This is a genomic window from Rhodobacter flavimaris, from assembly GCF_021378075.1.
GTDB classification, from domain to species: domain Bacteria; phylum Pseudomonadota; class Alphaproteobacteria; order Rhodobacterales; family Rhodobacteraceae; genus Rhodobacter; species Rhodobacter flavimaris.
This window is the reverse complement of sequence record NZ_JAJUOS010000006.1, coordinates 103,616-121,730: the sequence shown is the minus strand read 5'-3', so window position 1 is coordinate 121,730 and position 18,115 is coordinate 103,616. Positions and strand designations below refer to the sequence as shown.

General features: G+C 65.8%; 16 protein-coding genes. 3 read left to right on the top strand and 13 right to left on the bottom strand.

The genetic code is table 11. The features are described 5' to 3' along the window. Positions 1-60 precede the first annotated feature (60 nt). The 6 genes from LZA78_RS09505 to LZA78_RS09480 all read right to left on the bottom strand — a co-directional run bounded on the left by LZA78_RS09505 (position 61) and on the right by LZA78_RS09480 (position 5,252). Positions 61-465, bottom strand: a complete 405-nt coding sequence (locus LZA78_RS09505) for a c-type cytochrome (RefSeq protein ID WP_233676697.1) — start codon at positions 463-465, stop codon at positions 61-63. A gap of 338 nt (positions 466-803) precedes the next feature. Further along, the gene (locus LZA78_RS09500; RefSeq protein WP_233676696.1) at positions 804-1,424 is read right to left on the bottom strand and encodes a queuosine precursor transporter; all 621 of its coding nucleotides are present in this window, start codon (positions 1,422-1,424) and stop codon (positions 804-806) included. A gap of 93 nt (positions 1,425-1,517) precedes the next feature. After that, positions 1,518-2,420: an esterase-like activity of phytase family protein gene (locus tag LZA78_RS09495; protein ID WP_233676695.1), complete on the bottom strand. Its 903-nt coding sequence runs from the start codon at positions 2,418-2,420 to the stop codon at positions 1,518-1,520. Next, on the bottom strand, positions 2,393-3,313 hold the full coding sequence (gene mepA / locus LZA78_RS09490; protein WP_233676694.1) for a penicillin-insensitive murein endopeptidase: 921 nt from the start codon (positions 3,311-3,313) through the stop codon (positions 2,393-2,395). The genes LZA78_RS09495 and mepA overlap by 28 nt, the downstream gene beginning before the upstream one ends. Beyond that, a complete protein-coding gene (locus LZA78_RS09485; RefSeq protein WP_233676693.1) occupies positions 3,310-4,659 on the bottom strand; it encodes an MFS transporter in 1,350 nt (449 codons plus the stop codon). Before LZA78_RS09485 ends, mepA begins: the two co-directional genes overlap by 4 nt. A gap of 65 nt (positions 4,660-4,724) precedes the next feature. After that, positions 4,725-5,252, bottom strand: a complete 528-nt coding sequence (locus tag LZA78_RS09480; protein WP_233676692.1) for an acyl-CoA thioesterase — start codon at positions 5,250-5,252, stop codon at positions 4,725-4,727. A 140-nt stretch (positions 5,253-5,392) separates the two neighbouring features. Here LZA78_RS09480 and LZA78_RS09475 point away from each other — a divergent pair, with 140 nt between their 5' ends. Beyond that, a complete protein-coding gene (locus tag LZA78_RS09475) occupies positions 5,393-5,686 on the top strand; it encodes a YggT family protein (RefSeq protein ID WP_233676691.1) in 294 nt (97 codons plus the stop codon). 4 nt (positions 5,687-5,690) lie between these two features. After that, positions 5,691-7,766, top strand: a complete 2,076-nt coding sequence (gene recQ / locus LZA78_RS09470) for a DNA helicase RecQ (RefSeq protein ID WP_233676690.1) — start codon at positions 5,691-5,693, stop codon at positions 7,764-7,766. Here recQ and LZA78_RS09465 read toward each other — a convergent pair. The 5 genes from LZA78_RS09465 to LZA78_RS09445 all read right to left on the bottom strand — a co-directional run bounded on the left by LZA78_RS09465 (position 7,763) and on the right by LZA78_RS09445 (position 14,971). After that, positions 7,763-9,955, bottom strand: coding sequence for a response regulator (locus LZA78_RS09465; RefSeq protein WP_233676689.1), 2,193 nt, complete (start codon positions 9,953-9,955; stop codon positions 7,763-7,765). The genes recQ and LZA78_RS09465 overlap by 4 nt on opposite strands. Before the next feature lie 98 nt (positions 9,956-10,053). After that, positions 10,054-11,229, bottom strand: coding sequence for an acetyl-CoA C-acyltransferase family protein (locus tag LZA78_RS09460; protein ID WP_233676688.1), 1,176 nt, complete (start codon positions 11,227-11,229; stop codon positions 10,054-10,056). Positions 11,230-11,353: 124 nt separating this feature from the next. Continuing rightward, positions 11,354-12,091 (bottom strand): metallophosphoesterase family protein, encoded by a 738-nt coding sequence (locus LZA78_RS09455; protein ID WP_233676687.1) that lies wholly within the window; start codon positions 12,089-12,091, stop codon positions 11,354-11,356. 64 nt (positions 12,092-12,155) lie between these two features. Continuing rightward, positions 12,156-13,751, bottom strand: a complete 1,596-nt coding sequence (gene serA, locus LZA78_RS09450; RefSeq protein WP_233676686.1) for a phosphoglycerate dehydrogenase — start codon at positions 13,749-13,751, stop codon at positions 12,156-12,158. A 74-nt stretch (positions 13,752-13,825) separates the two neighbouring features. Next, on the bottom strand, positions 13,826-14,971 hold the full coding sequence (locus tag LZA78_RS09445; RefSeq protein WP_233676685.1) for a phosphoserine transaminase: 1,146 nt from the start codon (positions 14,969-14,971) through the stop codon (positions 13,826-13,828). A 254-nt stretch (positions 14,972-15,225) separates the two neighbouring features. Here LZA78_RS09445 and serB point away from each other — a divergent pair, with 254 nt between their 5' ends. Beyond that, the gene (serB, locus tag LZA78_RS09440) at positions 15,226-16,098 is read left to right on the top strand and encodes a phosphoserine phosphatase SerB (RefSeq protein WP_233676684.1); all 873 of its coding nucleotides are present in this window, start codon (positions 15,226-15,228) and stop codon (positions 16,096-16,098) included. Here serB and nagA read toward each other — a convergent pair. Next, on the bottom strand, positions 16,074-17,222 hold the full coding sequence (nagA, locus tag LZA78_RS09435) for an N-acetylglucosamine-6-phosphate deacetylase (protein ID WP_233676683.1): 1,149 nt from the start codon (positions 17,220-17,222) through the stop codon (positions 16,074-16,076). The genes serB and nagA overlap by 25 nt on opposite strands. Further along, complete coding sequence (locus LZA78_RS09430; RefSeq protein WP_233676682.1) at positions 17,210-18,040, bottom strand: glucosamine kinase nucleotide-binding domain-containing protein; 831 nt, start codon at positions 18,038-18,040, stop codon at positions 17,210-17,212. The genes nagA and LZA78_RS09430 overlap by 13 nt, the downstream gene beginning before the upstream one ends. Positions 18,041-18,115 lie beyond the last annotated feature (75 nt).

Sequence of the window (18,115 nt, the reverse complement as noted above, 5' to 3'; positions counted from 1 at the left end):
ATCAGGGGGCGCGTGTCGAGATCGGCTGGCGGCGCAATGGGGGGCGCCGCCGGAGCCGTCTTATTTCTGCAGGCTCTCAAGATACATCGCCACCGAGAGCACACGCCCCCGCGTTTCGAGCACCTCGGTGTAGGAACGCGCGGCCCCTTCGCCCTGCTCCGCCATGAACAGATCGCCGAAGACCGGCATCTGGCCGCCGTGCCCGCGAACACCCGTTCGCCCGTCGATGATGTGGATCACCTTGAGCATCGGAAACGCGCCGTCGTTTCTTGCGGCAAGCTGGGTCAGGTCAGGTGAGGGAATGGTCAGGTATTCGACCATCGGCCCATCGCCAGCTCCACCGCTGCCATGGCAGCTGGAGCAATACTGATTGAAGAGACCCTCGCCGACTTCAGGGCTCTGCGCAGCCGCGGGGGAGATTGCCAAGCATCCCGCGATCGTAATCACACATCCATAGGCGCGCATCTTATTCCTCCCGTTATCGAGATACGTGGGGAAATGATAACGCAAACAGGCGCGGCGGACCGTGATGCAGGTCAAAACAGGATGACGCAAAGACAGGCAATAGAAAGGGCCGCTTGGCTAAGCCAGCGGCCCCCGAGATCTACGGAGATGGTCCGGTTAGGGTCTGGTCGATCCTCCGTCCCAGCCAGGGTTATTTGCCCTTGGGATTGCCCTCAGGCCACGGCCCCCCTAACTGTCCCGACACCTCTCTCCACTATCACTCTAGACACTGGACCACCTCCTTTCATGCGTTGCCGATAAGGATAGGGTGGCACAGATTTTGTGTATGGCAAGAAAAATTACGCAATCTTTGGCGATAGGCGTGCAACGATTGCCTTGAAAGGCAGCAGTGCGACCAAAGAAAGCGCAACTTTCACAAACCAGTCCGCCGTAGCCAGCGAGACCCAGAGCGGCGCCATCGGGCCAAAGCCGATCAACGGCACGGCCTCGTTCGCCCAGGACACGTCATTGAGCGGCTCGATGAAGGCAAATTGCGCGGCAAAGGCGATCGAGAAGAAGATCGCCGTGTCGAGCGAGGAACCCACGAGGGTCGAGACCAGCGGGGCCTCCCACCACACGCCGCGGCGCAGGCGGTCGAAGACGGCGATGTCCATCATCTGGGCAACCAGGAAGGCCGCGCCCGAGCCGATGGCGATGCGCAGCGTGACATAGGGGCCGAATTCGCCCTGAATCTGGGTGCCGATCAGCGAGCAGATGACGCCGACGACAAAACCGGCGGCCACGACACGGCGCGCGGCGGCCGGGCCATAGACGCGGTTCATCACGTCGGTGACCAGGAAGGCGAAGGGATAGGTGAAGGCGCCCCAGGTCAGCCAGTCGCTGACGAGAAATTGCACCAGAATGTTCGAGGCCACGACGATGGCGGCCATGGCAAGAATGCCGGGGAGGAAGCGGTTCATGATTTCACCGTTTTTACATGGTAGCGGGGACATGGCCCGGAGGCTCCAGGCAGCGCGGCGCTTACGCGCTCTGCCCGCATGGGTCAAGCCATTTCAGGGCTTGAGCCGGTATTCGACCAGTTCGGTGCGTTGGAAGATGCGGAAATTGTCATCGGCCACCATCGTCATCCGGATCGCGCCGCCGCGGTCGCGCCAGACCGCAATGCCCTCAAGGTTGTCATGCACGCCCGCGCTGGTTTGCACCACCACATCGCCGCCGGTGACACTGTCGCCCGCGATATCGAAGACGCGCACCCGTGTCAGGAAACCCAAGAGGCCCCAAAAGTCGCGCTCCAGCAGGTAAAAGCGCCCGTCCGGCCCGAAATCGGCGCCCACCGGCAGCCAGTCTCCATCGCGCGGGATCGCGAAGGGCTGATCCCATACGCCATCGCGATAACGCCAGACCGGGAAGGGGCGGTTCAGCATCCCCGAGCGTTCGGGCAGGGTATAAAGTGTGCCGTCCGGCGCGATGGCCAGTGCCTCAAGCGAGGAGTTCGACTGAAAGCCCTTGAAGGCTTCGGGGCGGGGCAGGCGCTCGGCCGGGCCGTCATCGCGTGGGTAGCGGGCGACGCGGTGCAACCCCTCGAACGAGACATAGACCGATCCGTCCGGCGCCAGCGCCAGCCCCTCGGAATCGCCCGAGGACTGGCCGAGGCCGCTGCCCTTGCTGTCCTGAAGCGCCACCGGACCGGAACGCACTTCGACGCCGACGATCCGGTCGGTCGCGTCGCGCGCGATCCGTCCGCGCCACAGCGTCGCGCGATCCGAGAGCGCGACGAAATCGCGCCCGTCCTCGGTCAGTTCCAGCCCGGAGAAGCCACCGAAGGCGTCATTGGCAACGCGCCAGGCGTAGGTTTGCAGGAACTCGGCCCGCGGCGTGGGGTCGGCAGCGATTGCGGGATGCCCCGCGAAAGCCAGGGCCAGCGCGATCAGCGCGAGGCGAGCACGTTTTTGCATTGTCCTGGCAGGTCCGACATCACGTAGGTTTTTGCGTTCTTGGGCGGTGGGCCGGTGCGCTCGGGCTTTTTCGGCGGGTTGCGCAGCTCTTCAAGATAGGTCGTAACCCACCAGTTCAAGGTCTCGTCGCAGCCGTCACCGCCTTTTGACAACTCGGCCACAGTGGGTTTTTGGCGCTCGCATTCGGCCTGACCGGCAGGGCATTTAAGGCGCACGTGGAAATGCGAGTCATGGCCATAGATCGGGCGGATCTTTTGCAGCCAGTCACGGTCCCCACGCGGAGCGGTGTTGCACATGGCGATCTTCGCGGCGGCGGCGACAAAGACGCGATCCACCCGCGGGTCCGAGGCGGCGGCGCGCAGCAGCGCCATGTGCTGGGCCGACCAGTTGCCATTGGTGCGGGTCTGATCGGCGGTGCGGATCGAGACCGAGCTGATTTTTTCGCGCTCCGCCCGGCTGAGGTTCAGGCGCTGCGGCGGCAGCATCCAGATATCCGCATCAAGGCCGATCTGGTGGCTGGCGTGGCCGCCAGTCATCGGGCCGCCGCGCGGCTGGCTGATATCGCCGATGTAAAGCCCCTTCCAGCCCGGCAGGGTGGCGGCGAAGGCCGACAGATCGCTTAAGAAAGCGATCATCTCGGGCTGGCCGTAGTTGCGGTTGCGGCTGAGGCGCATGGCTTGCCAGGTGGGGCCGGTCTCGGGCAGGGCGACAAGGCCCGCAGCGCATCCGCGCGAATAAAAGCCAATCGCCGACGGGCGCTGCTGCGACGGGGCGTTGGCCGCACCGAAAAGCTGCCGGGCCAGCGGCTCGGCCGAGGCGGTGCTGCCCGCGATCAGCGCAAGGCAAAGGGCGAGAGGGCGGGTCAGGTGGGCAAGGGTCATATCGCGGGTCATCCTGCGCTTTGGGGCTGCGGGGTGCCATTGGGCTTGACCCAAAGTAGCAGCCCAAGCCCCAGAACGAAAAGTGCGATGAGCGGAGTGATGCCGAGCGACTGATTGCCCGTGAGTTGCGTCACCACCCCGATCGAGAGCGGTGCGATGAACGCGGTGGCCTTGCCGGTCAGCGCGTAAAGGCCAAAGCTTTCGGTCATCCGCCCCGGCTCGGCCTGATGCACCATCATCGTGCGGCTCGCGGCTTGCAGCGCCCCTCCCCCCGCGCCGATCAGCCCACCCATGACATAAAAGGCCACGTCGGGCAGGATGCTGTCAGGCCCGACGGCCATGCCAAAGACGCTCTCGCGCGAGATATAGACGACGCCGACCACAACGGCGGTCAACAGCACGACGGTAAACAGGATCACCGCCTTGGGGCCAAAGCGGTCGTCGGCCTTGCCGCCGAGCCAGGCAAAGATCGCCCCGGTGATCGCGGCCAGAATGCCGAAGATGCCGATCTGGGTGATCGACCAGTCCAGCACTCCCGCCGCGTAAAGCCCGCCGAAGGTGTAGATGCCGTTCAGCGCATCGCGGTAGAACATCGAGGACAACAGGAAGGCAAAGAGGCTGCGGTTGCGCGGCAGGCGGCGCAGGGTCTCGCGCAGCTGCGGCCAGGCCTCGCGCGCGGCGCGGGCCACCGGAACGGCGCCGGGGTGGCGCGGCTCGCGCACCCACAGGAAGAAGGGGATCATGAAGACCGCATACCATACTGCCGTCAGCGGCCCGACGATGCGCGTATCCTCTCGCGTCGCGATATCAAGACCGAACAGCGGCGGCAGGCCGACCAGAGTGCGGCCCGTGTTCGGGTTCACCTGCAACAACACCAGCATGATGATCAGCGCGACCATCCCGCCCACATAACCAAAGGCCCAGCCCGAGCCCGAGACCTTGCCGATCTCTTCGCGGGACGCGAGGTCGGGCAGCATGGCGTTGGTGAAGGTGGTGGCGAACTCCATCCCGATCATGCCGATGGCGAAGGAGGTCATGATCAGGATCAGGCTGAAATTGCCCGGCTCGGCATACCACAGGCCCCAGGCGCCAAGGACATACATGAGCGAGAAAAGCCAGATGAACGGCATCCGGCGGCCCGAGCGGTCGGCGATTGCCCCCAGAAGCGGTGAGGCGATCGCGATCAGCAGCCCCGCAAGGCCCACGCCATAGCCCCAGACTGTCTGCGCGTTCGAACCGCTGCCCAGCAATTCCTTCATGAAGGGCGCGAAGATGAAGGTCAGCAGCAGGGTGTTGTAGGGCTGGCTGGCCCAGTCAAAAAAGAACCAGCCCCAGATCCGCTTGCGTGTGGTGATCATGCCCTGCCCCCTGCGTTGCGGCGATCAAGCCCGAAAAGCGACGGCGGCGCAAGGGTTGGGGGCGATCACATCTGCGGTGGCCAGGGGCGCTCGTGCTCGGCGCCGATCCAGTGGAGTACCCATGCGGGCAGCTCCGGGCTGTCGGCCTTGTGCCCCATCGCCGAAAGCACCTCGACGGGCGGCACGATCCCCGCGCGCGACGTGATGGCGCCCCGGATCAGGATGTGGTTGCAGCACTCAGCGCCGCGCCACATGCTTTGCTCCATGTAGACAAAGCGGTTGTCCCAGCCAACGACGCGGGTGCGCATCTCGAAGCGCTGCATCATGGTGATGCGCTTGCGGTAGCGCGTGGTGTTGCCAGCCACCACGATCCCCCAGCGATTGCGCATCAGCGCCGCGTTCAGCCCGGTGCGCTGCGCCAACTGGATGCGCCCCAGATCGAACAGTGTCAGGATGCGCCCGTTATTGAGGTCTTTCCACGGGTCGATGTCCCAGGGCCAGGCGCGATGCTGGCTGATCACCGTGTCGAGAATGTCGAGTGTCTGGCCGCGCCCCGCGACAAGGGCCTTGGCCATGCGAATAACTGGATACATGCGCGCCTCCGAATTCTCCTATCGGTGCCGCGTCGCAGCATAGACGTCAATCGCTACGTCGCGGCATTTGGCCGATCCGTAAGGTTGCAACCCCCGCGCGCCTGCCTTACCTGTAATTCCGCATTGCCCGGAGGTTTCGCATGGTCACGCTGTTTCAGGCGCTCAACCTGATCCTGAATGTCGTCTGGTTCATCATGATCGCCCATATCATCATGAGCTGGCTGATCAACTTCCAGGTGCTCAATCTGCGCCAGCCGCTGGTCGCGCAGATCTGGTACGGGCTGAACAACCTGCTCGAGCCGATCTACGGGCGCATCCGCCGCTTCCTGCCCGCGACGCCGGGGCTGGACCTTGCGCCGCTGGTGGCCTTCATCGTCGTGATCATTCTGCAACGCGCGCTGATCAACAACGCGGGCTTCTTCTACGGCTATTGATCCCATGCCCGAACCCGCGACCGATCTTGCGCCCGATCCCGGCGCGCTGCTGGCCTCGGTCTTCGGGTTTCAGGCGTTTCGACCGGGTCAGGAAGAGATCGTGCGCGCGGTTCTGGCAGGGCGCGACACGCTGGCCATCATGCCCACGGGCGGCGGCAAGTCGCTGTGCTTCCAGCTTCCGGCGCTGTGCCTGCCGGGGATGACGGTCGTCATCTCGCCGCTGATCGCACTGATGCGCGATCAGGTGCGCGCGCTGCGCGAGGCTGGGGTCGAGGCCGGCGCGCTGACCTCGGGCAATACCGAAGAAGAGACCGAAGAGGTCTTTGCTGCGATCGACGCGGGGCGGCTCAAGCTTCTCTATATCGCGCCTGAACGGCTCGCCTCGGTCGCAACGCTTGGGCTGTTGCGGCGCGCGGGCACGCGACTGATCGCCGTGGACGAGGCGCATTGCGTCAGCCAGTGGGGCCATGATTTCCGCCCAGATTACCTGCGCATCGGTGGGCTAAAACGCGCCCTTGGCGTGCCGCTTGCCGCCTTCACTGCCACGGCCGATGAGGAAACCCGCGCCGAGATCGTCTCGCGCCTGTTCGAGGGCCAGCCCCCGGCGACCTTCCTGCGCGGCTTCGACCGGCCCAATATCCATCTGGCGTTCGAGCCCAAGGACCAGCCGCGCCAACAGATCCTGCGCTTTGCTGCCGCGCGCAGGGGCCAATCGGGCATTGTCTATTGCGCCTCGCGCGCACGCACCGAAAGCCTCGCCAAGGCGCTCAATGAGGCCGGGCACCCCGCCTGCCACTATCACGGCGGGATGGAGGCCGAGGATCGTCGCAACATCGAGGCGCGCTTTCAGCGCGAGGATGGGCTGATCGTGGTGGCCACGGTCGCCTTTGGCATGGGGATCGACAAGCCCGACATTCGCTGGGTCGCGCATGCCGACCTGCCCAAATCCATCGAGGGCTATTATCAAGAGATCGGTCGCGCGGGTCGCGATGGCGCCCCGGCCGAGACTCTGACGCTTTATGGCCCCGACGATATCCGCTTTCGCCGCCAGCAGATCGACGAGGGCCTCGCGCCGTCTGAGCGCAAGGGCGCCGATCACGCGCGCCTCAATGCGCTGCTCGGGCTGTCCGAGGCCAATTCGTGTCGCCGTCAGAAGTTGCTGGCCTATTTCGGCGAGGAGCTGGCCCAGCCCTGCGGAAATTGCGATCTGTGCGAAACCCCGCCCGATCTCTTCGACGGAACCGAGGCCGTGCGCAAGGCGCTGTCGGCCGCGCTGCGCACCGGCGAAAGCTATGGCGCGGGCCACCTGATCGAGATCCTGATGGGCAACACGAACGAGCGTATCACCGCGCGCGGGCATGACAAGCTGCCCACCTTCGGCGTGGGCCGCGACATGACCCGTCCGCAATGGCAGGCGGTATTCCGGCAGATGATGGGCCATGACCTCGTGCGCCCCGATGTCGAGCGTCACGGCGCGCTGGTGATGACAGACCGCGCCCGCCCGATCCTGCGCGGCGAAGAGGGGATTACCCTGCGCCGCGATCTGATCCGCAAGGCCAAGGGGCGCCCCGTGGTCAAGGCGCTGGTCTCGGAGGAAGACGCGCCGCTTCTGTCCGCGCTCAAGGCCAAGCGTCGTGCGCTGTCCGAGGCTGCGGGCCTGCCCGCCTACATGATCTTCCCCGACCGCACCCTGATCGAGATGGCCGAGGCGCGCCCCGCCAGTATCGACCAGATGGCGCGGATCAACGGGGTGGGGGCCAAGAAGCTTGACAGTTACGGCGCGGCCTTCCTTGAGGTGATCGCCGGGGCCGGAACGGGGGACATACACCCCGCACGGATGAAGCTTGCCGGGCGCGAGGAAGGGGCGCTTTTCGACCGCCTCGCGCAGGCGCAGCTTGAACTGGCCCATGGCGATCACGGCAACGACCGCTACCTGAGTTGCACCCAATCGACCCTGCGCAAGATCGCTGAGGTCAAGCCGCGCTCGCGCAGCGATCTGGCGCGTATCGCCGGGATGGGCGAGGCCAAGGTCGAGCGTTTCGCCGCGGCCTTCCTGGCCTTGATCGAGGAATACCGCTAGGCCTGCACTGCCTCGTCGGACAGGATCGGCAAGGTGCCCTCGGGCTGACAGGCATGGATCAGATCGGCAATTGCGCCCTTTTTCAGGGGCTTCGTCAGGTAATGATCGACCCCGGCGGCGAACAGTGGGTCGCTGTCGCCCTCCATCGCATGGGCGGTCAGCGCGCAGATCGGCACGTGACCCCCGGCGTCGGCTTCGGCGGCCCGGATCGCGCGGGTCGCGTCGCAGCCATCCATCCCGGGCATCGAAATATCCATGAAGATCAGGTCGGGTCGCAGTGCGCGCCACTGCGCCACCGCCTCGTGCCCGTTATTGGCGAAATGCACCTCGATCGACAGATATTTCACCATTTTCGAGAAGACTAGCTGGTTGGTCAGGTTGTCCTCGGCCGCAAGGATGCGCATCCGGCGTAGCGAGGGCTGGCCCGTCCGGTTCTGCGCGCTGCGCGTGGAGGAGAGCGCCTGCAACTCCCGATACAGCGCCGCGCGCAGCACCGATTTGTCGAGCCTCGCGCAAAAGCAATCGCCCGTCACCGCATCGCGGTGGGCCGTGACCAGCAAAATGGGCGCGGTGACGCCACGCGCGCGCAGCGTCTGGCAGATCGAGCTTTCGCTGCCGGTCGGCGCATCATCGGTCAGGATCACGTCGAAGCGCGCGCCCGCCTCGATCAGGCTCAGCGCCTCCTCGACATCCTGACTGGCGCTGACGGCAAGCCCGCAGGCCTCAAGCTGCCGCGTGACGACGGCGCGGTTGACCAGCATCGGGTCGATGACCAGCGCGCTGCGCAGCGCGATCGGCGGGCCGGGCGGATTGGCGGCGTTGGGTGGCTCGGCACGGGGCAGGGAGAGGCGAAAGCCAAAGCAGGCCCCCGCGCCCAACTCGCTATCGACCCAGAGCGTGCCACCCATCAGCTCGATCAGCTGGCGCGTGATCGCAAGGCCAAGGCCGGTCCCCTCGAACTTGCGGTTCGCCGCGCTGTCGACCTGGTTGAACTCGCCGAAGATATGCTCGACATGCTCGGGCGCGATGCCGATGCCGGTGTCCTCGACGGTGATGTGCAGCTCATAGGCGGCGTCCGCGCCCTCGAAGCCGACGACGCGGGCAAGGACATGGCCCGACGGGGTGAATTTCACCGCGTTGCCGATCAGGTTCATCAGGATCTGCCGCATCCGACCCGGATCGGCGATGAAGCGCGTGGGCAGGAAGAGGTCGTAATCGACCTGCAGGTTCACGCCCTTTTCGCGTGCCGAGGGTTGCAGCAGCACCATGATCTCGTGCAGGCAACGCTCCAGATCGAAGGGCTCGGGGTGCAGCTTGATGCGCGAGGCCTCGATCTTCGAGTAATCCAGCACGTCGTTGATGATCGCCAGCAGTGCCTCGCCCGAGGAGCGGATGGTTTCCGCGTAAAGCCTCTGCTCCTCGGTCAGTTCGGTCTCGGTCAGCAATTCGGCCATGCCCACCACGCCGTTCATCGGGGTGCGGATCTCGTGGCTCATATTGGCGAGGAAGGTCGATTTGGCGCGGTTCGCGGCCTCGGCGCGCAGGCGGGCCTCTTCCAGCTCGGCCTCGCGGCGGATCATGGCGGTGATGTCTTGCGACAGGCAAACCAGATCGCCTTCCTCGCCCCAGCGGTCGATCAGGCGGATGTGGCGGCCCTGCGGCGTGGTCAGCACGAAAGGGTCAATGCGCGGGCTGCGGATGCGGGCCTGCATCTGCCCGTGCCAGTCCTGCGGGTCGCGCCCGTCCAGCTCCACCAGGCCATTTTCCGCGATCAACCGCAGCACCGCGTCATAGGTCGTGCCGATGCTGACAGCCTCATTGCCGCGAAAGAACGACAGATAGGACTTGTTGGCTGCGACCAGACGCAGATCGCCGTCGAACAGGGCGAAACCGTCGCGGATGGTTTCCAGCGCGTCCCACAACCGCCGCTGCGCGCTTTGCGCAAGCGAGGTCGCCCGCGCCAGATCGAAGCGCACCTTGCTGTTTTCGCCCTTGAGCGTCGCGGCCTCGGTCAGGGCGCGTTCAAGCCCGTGGCGTTGTTGCACGATCTGGTCGCACAGCGCGCGGGCGTGGAGCGACAGCTTCTCGTTCGCGGCGAACAACTCGCGCTTCTTTTGCTCCAGCAGCCGCTCGGCGGCCAGCCGGGCGCGCCGTTCCTGCGCCAGTTTTTCGATGATGCTGGCACTCATCCCCGCTCATCCATTCCGCTCTTTGGGGCAGATTGGCAGCGGGGAATGAATTAACCCTTAAGCGGCGCGGCAGGGTGACCCGCCGCGCCAGATCATTATCAGCAGAGTTCGATCGCGATGGCGATGCCCTGACCGCCGCCGATGCACATGGTGATCAGGCCGCGTTTGCCGCCGGTGCGCTCAAGGTGATAGAGCGCCTTGACGGTCAGGATCGCGCCGGTCGCGCCGATCGGGTGGCCAAGCGCGATGGCGCCGCCGTTCGGGTTGACCTTGGCCGGGTCGAGGCCTAGGCCCTTGGTGACCGCCAGCGCCTGCGCGGCAAAGGCTTCGTTCGACTCGATCACGTCGAAGTCCGACACGCTCAGGCCGGTCTTTTCGCACAGCTGCTGCACGGCCGGGATCGGGCCGAGGCCCATGACCTCGGGGCGCACACCGGCGACCGAGTAGCCCAGGATTTTGGCGCGCGGCTTGAGGCCCGCGGCAGCGGCGGCTTCTTCGCGGGCCAGAACCACGGCAGCGGCGCCGTCGTTGATGCCCGAGGCGTTACCGGCGGTGACCGAGCCGCCCTTCTTGAACACGGCCTTCAGCGCTCCGAGCTTGTCAAGCGAGGTCGCCTTGGGGTGCTCGTCGGTGTCGAAAACCACGGTGCCCTTGCGCGAGACGATCTCGACCGGGACGACCTCTTCCTTGAAGACGCCTGCGGCGATGGCGGCGGCGGCGCGGTTCTGGCTTTCCAGCGCGAAGGCGTCCTGTTCTTCACGCGTGATCTCGCATTCGGTCGCGACGTTCTCTGCGGTCACGCCCATGTGGCCGGTGCCGAAGGGGCAGGTCAGCGCGCCGACCATCATGTCGATGACATTGGCGTCGCCCATCTTCTGGCCGAAACGGGCCGAGGGGATGATGTAGGGGGCGCGGCTCATGCAGTCCACGCCGCCGGCCAGCGCGAAATCGGCATCGCCCAGCATCAGCGCCTGAGTGGCCGAAACGATGGCCTGCGCGCCCGAGCCGCACAGACGGTTGACGTTCATCGCCGGGGTGCCGACCGGAACGCCCGCCTGCACCGAGGCCACGCGCGAGACATACATGTCGCGCGGTTCGGTGTTGATGACGTGGCCCAGAACGACCTGGCCGATCTTGTCGGCGCTGATCCCGGCGCGCTCGATGGCGGCCTTGTTGACCAGCGTAGCCAGGTCGATGGGCGAGAAGCCCGCAAGGCTTCCGCCAAAAGTGCCGATGGCGGTGCGCGCGCCGGAAAGGATAACGATGCCAGTCATGTAAGGTCCCCCTCGTTGGTTCGAATCGGACGTTAGCGCGCAGGCATCTATTTAGCTAGTTTCCGTTGGGGAAATGACGCCCCGTAATACAAGATAAGCGGAACTGCGCTGTGGGAAATTCGGCTCAGCCAGCGGCTGGGGGAACGCGGCCAGCCTCGCTCAGCAGTGCGACCTCACGTCCCTCGATCACGACGGCCGAGACCGGCCCGCCATAGCCTGCGCTGGTGTCGAGGTTAAGGCGGTTGCCGTAATGGGTGACCTCGTCGATAGCGGTGTGGCCATGCACCACCAGCAGCCCGTGATCGCGGCGGTCCTCAAGGAATTCCTGCCGGATCCAGAGCAGGTCGTCCTCGACCTGCGCATCCAGATCCACGCCGGGGCGGATGCCCGCATGGACGAAGAGCGCCTGTTCGGTGCGCAGCTGGATCGGCAGCGCGGCCAGCCAGGCGCGATGGCGCGCGGGCACGGCTGCGACGGCCTCGCGGTGGATCTGGTCAAGCGGGCGGTCCTCGGCATTGGCGACGCCGTAGGATTCAAGCGTGGTGCAGCCGCCGACGCGCGGGTGCAGCCATTCGATGCCGAAGCGCAGCATCGGGTCGTGGTAATAGGGGTCGTCCAGAAAACCCAGAAACATGCGGTCGTGATTGCCGCGCAGCACATCCCAAGGGCGCCCGTCGGCCTGTCCTTGCATCAGATAGTCGATCACCCCGGCCGAGCGCGGGCCGCGATCCACCAGATCGCCGACATGCACGACGCGGGCCTCGGTGTCGCCGGTCTGGCGGCGGTCGCGTTCGATCAACTCGTGGGCGGCCTTGAGGCGGTCAAGCTGGCCGTGGATATCGCCGATGGCGTAGATGCGCATTCTCGTTCCAATGAATAAGGCCCCCCGCCGTGGCGAGGGGCCCTTAGCTTGCTGTGAACTTAGCTCAGCCCACGTTGAATTCCAGCGGTTTCACCTGCTGGAAGAGACCGGTCGCCTCAAGCTCGGCCACGACCGAGGCGTCGAGCGCGTCGTCGAGATAGGCGATGGCGATCGCCTCGCCACCGGCGGCCGAGCGACCCAGGGTGAAGTTCGCGAGGTTCACGTTGTGGTTGCCAAGCAGCGTGCCAAGCTTGCCGATGATGCCGGGCACGTCCTTGTTGGTGGTGTAGAGCATGTGGTTACCAACCTCGGCGTCCACGTTGATGCCCTTGATCTGGATGAAGCGCGGCTTGCCATCCGAGAACACGGTGCCCGCGATCGAACGTTCGCGCGCGTCGGTGACCACAGTCACCTTGACGTAGCCGTCGAACACGCCAGACTTGTCCTGCGTGGTGGTCGAGATCTGGATGCCGCGCTCTTTCGCGATCACCGGGGCCGAGACCATGTTCACGTCGGGGTTGGCGCGCTGCATGATGCCCGCAACCACGGCGCAGTCGAGCGCCTTGAGGTTCATCTTCGACACGAGGCCGTCATAGGTGATGTTGATCGCCTTGATCGGCTCGTCGGTCATCTGGCCCACGAAACCGCCCAAATATTCCGACAGCTTCACCCACGGGCCCATGACCTTGGCCTCTTCGGCGGTCATCGACGGCATGTTGAGCGCGTTCTCGACAGCGCCATCCAGCAGGTAGTTCGACATCTGCTCGGCGACCTGAAGGGCCACGTTCTCCTGCGCTTCGGTGGTCGCGGCGCCCAGGTGCGGGGTGCAGACCACGTTCGGCAGGCCGAACAGCGGGTTTTCGGTGGCCGGCTCGACCGAGAACACGTCGAAGGCAGCGCCAGCGACATGGCCCGATTTCAGCAGGTCCGCCAGCGCCTCTTCATCGACCAGACCGCCACGGGCGCAGTTGATGATGCGCACGCCGGGCTTGGTCTTCTCGAGGTTCTCGCGCGACAGGATGTTGCGGGTCGAGTCGGTCAGCGGCACGTGCAGGGTGATGAAATCGGCGCGCTTGAGCAGCTCTTCCAGTTCCACCTTCTCGACGCCCATCTTCTCGGCCTTCTCTTCCGACAGGAAGGGGTCGAACGCGATGACCTTCATTTTCAGGCCCTTGGCACGGTCGCACACGATGCCGCCGATGTTGCCCGCACCGATGACGCCAAGCGTCTTGGCGGTCAGTTCGACGCCCATGAACTTCGACTTTTCCCACTTGCCCGCATGCGTCGAGGCCGAGGCCTCGGGGATCTGGCGGGCCACGGCGAACATCATCGCGATGGCGTGTTCGGCGGTGGTGATCATGTTGCCGAAGGGGGTGTTCATGACGATGACACCCTTCTTGGACGCGGCTTCCTTGTCGACGTTGTCGACACCGATACCGGCGCGGCCGATCACCTTGAGGTTGGTGGCTTTTTCCAGCAGTGCCGCGGTGGCCTTGGTGGCCGAGCGGATCGCGAGACCGTCATAGTTGCCGATGATCTCGGCCAGCTTTTCCTTGTCCTTGCCGAGCTTCGGCTGGAAATCCACCTCGATCCCGCGGTCGCGGAAGATCTGGACGGCGGCGTCGGAGAGTTCGTCGGAGATGAGAACCTTGGGGGCCATTTCTGGGGCTCCTGAATCTTGATGTAATCTGGGGAAGGACGGGCGCCGCCGGGGCGCCCATCGGACTTCGCAAATCAGGCTTGCGCCGCGATTTCCGCCTCGAAGGCGTATTCGAGCCAGGGCATCAGCGCCGCGACATCCGCCGCCTCGATGGTCGAGCCGCACCAGATGCGCAGGCCAGCCGGGGCATCGCGGTAGGCGCCGATATCGAGGGCGACGCCCTCTTTCTCGAGACGCTTGGCCACGGCCTTGGCGAAGGCGGCACCGTCCTTGATGCGCTCATCGGTGAACTTCAGGCAGACCGAGGTGGTCGAGGCCGTCGCCGGATCATTGGCGAGGTTCGCGATCCACGGACGGGCGGCGCAGAAATCCCACACGACTTTCGCGTTGGCTTCGGCGCGTGCAACGAGCCCTTTCAGGCCGCCGATGGTTTGCGCCCATTTCATCGCCACCAGGTAGTCTTCGACGCAGAGCATCGAGGGGGTGTTGATGGTTTCGCCGACGAAGATACCTTCGATCAGCTTGCCCGCCTTGGTCATGCGGAAGATCTTGGGCAGCGGCCACGCGGGCTTGTAGCTTTCCAGACGCTCGACAGCGCGGGGCGACAGGATCAGCACGCCATGGCCACCCTCGCCACCCAGAACCTTCTGCCAGGAGAAGGTGGTGACGTCGAGCTTGTCCCAAGGCAGCTCCATCGCAAACGCGGCCGAGGTCGCGTCGCAGATGGTCAGGCCTTCGCGGTCTGCCGGGATCGCATCGCCATTGGCAACGCGCACGCCCGAGGTGGTGCCGTTCCAGGTGAACACCACGTCGGTGTTGAAATCGACGGTGGTGAAGTCAACGATGTCGCCGTAGCCGGCTTCCTTGACGGTCGCGTCGAGCTTGAGCTGCTTGACCACGTCGGTCACCCAGCCCGAACCAAACGATTCCCAGGAGCACATGGTGACCGGGCAGGCACCCAGCAGCGACCACAGCGCCATTTCGACGGCGCCGGTGTCCGAGGCGGGAACGATGCCGATGCGGTAATCCGCGGGCACGCCCAGAATTTCGCGGGTGAGGTCGATCGCCTCTTTCAGCTTGGCCTTGCCGACAGCGGCACGGTGCGAACGGCCCAAGGGCGCGTCGGCAAGCATATCGAGGGAGAAACCGGGGATCTTCGAGCAGGGGCCCGAGGAGAAGCGCGGATTGGCCGGCCGCGCGGCCGGAGCTTGGTTAGCCATCAATGGTATCCTTCCAGATAAACGCCTCTCGTTGGGAAGAGGTGTCCCGCCGCCGCAAATACGGGGCGCCGCGATTCCGCACAAGAGGAAAATTGGTCCAATACGCCGCATCTGCACACGAAAGCGACATCGGTGTTCACTATCGGAAACTTCGCCCCTCGGGCCGCGCCACCTTTGCACCGCGCCGTGTTTTGCGCTAAGGCGCGGCGAACAGCGCTTTGGCGCCCGACCGGATAACCTTGCGGACCTTGCCCATGTATATCGTCACCCTGCTTGCCGACCCGAAATCCGCCAATCTCGAGCGCGTCGCCGTCGAATCGCTGCGCGACGCCTGGGCGGGGGGCGATGTGCGCTGGCTCAACCCCGGCGTTGCCGCCGAATTCCCGATCGAGGCGATCCCGGCCAACCGCTGGGCCGTGTGGGAAGGAATGCAGGCGCTTGGCCTCGATCTGGTGGTGCAGCCCGAGGCGGGGCGGCGCAAGCAGATGCTGCTGGCCGATATGGACAGCACGATGATCCAGCAGGAATGCATCGACGAGCTGGCCGATGTGGCAGGCGTGGGTGAGCGGGTGAAGGAAATCACCGCCCGCGCGATGAACGGAGAGCTGGATTTCGAAGGCGCGCTGACCGAGCGTGTGGGCCTTTTGCGCGGCCTGCCTGAAAGCGTCATCACGCAAGTGATCGAAGAGCGCATTACCTTCATGCCGGGCGGTCATGACCTGCTGCGCACCATGAAAGCCAATGGCGCCTATTGCGCGCTCGTGTCGGGCGGGTTCACCGCCTTCACCGGCTTTGTCGCCGAGACGCTTGGGTTTGACGAGAACCGCGCAAATATCCTGATGATCGAGGATGGCAAGCTGACCGGCGTGCCCTCGCGCCCGATCCTGGGCCGCGAGGCCAAGGTGCAGGCGCTGATCGAAATCTCGGAGCGGCTGGGGCTTGCCCATGACGCGGTCATGGCGGTGGGCGACGGGGCGAATGACCTTGGGATGCTGAACCTTGCGGGCGCGGGCGTTGCGCTGCACGCTAAGCCCTCGGTCGCGGCGCAATGCGATATCCGCATCAACCACGGCGACCTGTCGGCGCTGCTCTACATTCAGGGCTACGCGGTCGAAGAGTTCGCCTGAAGCGCCGCGCCCGCGCGCCAGACGCGGGTCAGGTTCCAGTCATCATCGAAGAGCACCAGATCGGCGGGCAGGCCCGGCGCGATGCGCCCGGCGCGCGCGCCGATAACCGAGGCGGGGATGGCGCTGGCCATCGCAATGGCTTGCCCGGCGGGCACCCCGGCCTGAGTGATCAGCGTGCGGATCGCCTGCGGCAGGCTGAGATCGGCCCCGGCGAGCGTGCCGCTCTCCAGCCGCAGCGCGCCGTCGCGGCGCAGGATGCGCTGGCCGGCAAGCTCGAACTCGGTCAGGTCCGTGCCTGCGGCGGCCATCGCGTCCGACACAAGGAACAGGCGACCCTGACGCTTGGCCGCCAGAGCCATGCGGATCGCGGCCGGGTGAACATGGATGCCATCGGCGATCAGCCCCACATCCACCGGCAGATCGAGCGCCGCGCCGACAAGGCCCGGCTCGCGCGAGCCAAGCTGCGACATGGCGTTGAACAGATGTGTGACGACACGGGCACCGGCATCGATCGCGGCGCGGGCCTCGTCATACGTGCAGTCGCTGTGGCCGAGGCTGACGATGATGCCGTTGCCCACCAGCCGTGCGATCTGTTCCGGCGTCACGGCGGCAGGGGCCAGTGTAATCATCAGCGCGGGCAGGCCGGTCACGGCTTCAAGCAGCACCTCGATGTCCTCTTCCGTCATCGGTCGGATATGCTGGCGCGGGTGGCAGCCGGGGCGGCGCGGATCAAGGTGCGGGCCTTCGAGATGCAGGCCCAGAAAGCCCGGCACGCGCGGAACGGCGGCGATGGCGGCGGCTAGCACCGTCTGCGTCGCGGCGGCACTGTCGGTGATCAGCGTAGGCAGAATGCCGGTCGCACCAAGCCGCGCATGGGCCGCGCAGATCGCGGCGATGCTTTGCACGCTGGCGGCGCCGTCCAGCATGATCCCGCCGCCGCCGTTCACTTGCAGGTCGATCAGGCCGGGGGCCAATGTGCCGTGGATTTGCTCTCGCGGGCCATCCGGCGCCGCCTCTTGCGGCACGATGGCGGCGATCTGCCCCTGACGCAGCACCAGCGCATGATCTTCGTGCCAGCTCTCGCCGTCGAAAAACTTTGCGCCGGTCAGGATCAGGTCTGCCATGTGCTCTCCTCGCGGGCCATCAGTAGCGCGCCGTCGAGGGATGTGCCAAGGGGCGATTGCATCGGCCAGTCCGCAAGCGCCAGCGCCGGGCCGAGGCCGCCGATCCAGGTAACCGGCAGCGGCGCCTCGCGCGGTTGCAGGATCAGGATGGCCGCGCGGATCTCGGCCCGTGCGGCGTCGAGCACATGGGCCGCCGCCGCGTCCGTGGCCTCGGCCGCCAGCACGCGCGGGGCGAGGGCGGCATATTCGGCCGGCGTCGCGCGCAGGCTGAAGGTCACGATACCTGGGGCGCCGCCCAACTCACCCGCGGTCTGCGCGAGAAGCGGGGTGGGCGGGATGTAGCCGTCGAGCATCCGCGTGGCGCGCATCAAAAGCGCGCGCCCGATCCAGGCGCCCGAAGCCTCGTCGCCCAAGCGCAGGCCCCAGCCGCCGATGGTCCGGATCTGCCCGCCCAACTGGCGCGCGCAGACCGACCCCGTGCCGATCGCCGCAACGATCCCGTCGGCCTGCCCAAGCGCGCCGCGCACCGAGGTGGTGACGTCCTGCACCACCCGCGCGCGAAACGGCAGCGCGGCCTCCATCCGGGCGCCCATGCCCGAGAAATTCGACCCCGCCAGCCCCAGCACGGCGCGCACCCGGCCCGGATCGCGCCCGGCCAGTGCCTGCTCGGCCGCGCGCATGATATTGCCGCGCGCGCCCTCGAAGTCCGAAGCCATGTTGGCCGGACCCGCGCGGCCCTCGCCCAGGATCTGGCCGTCACTATCGCTCAGAATGGCGCGGCAGCCGGTGCCTCCGCCATCCATGCCCAGAAAATACATCGTCTGCCTCTCGACGTGTAACGCCTGTGTCCACATAGACGAATTGGACAGACGGGCGGGGAATGCAAGATGGAC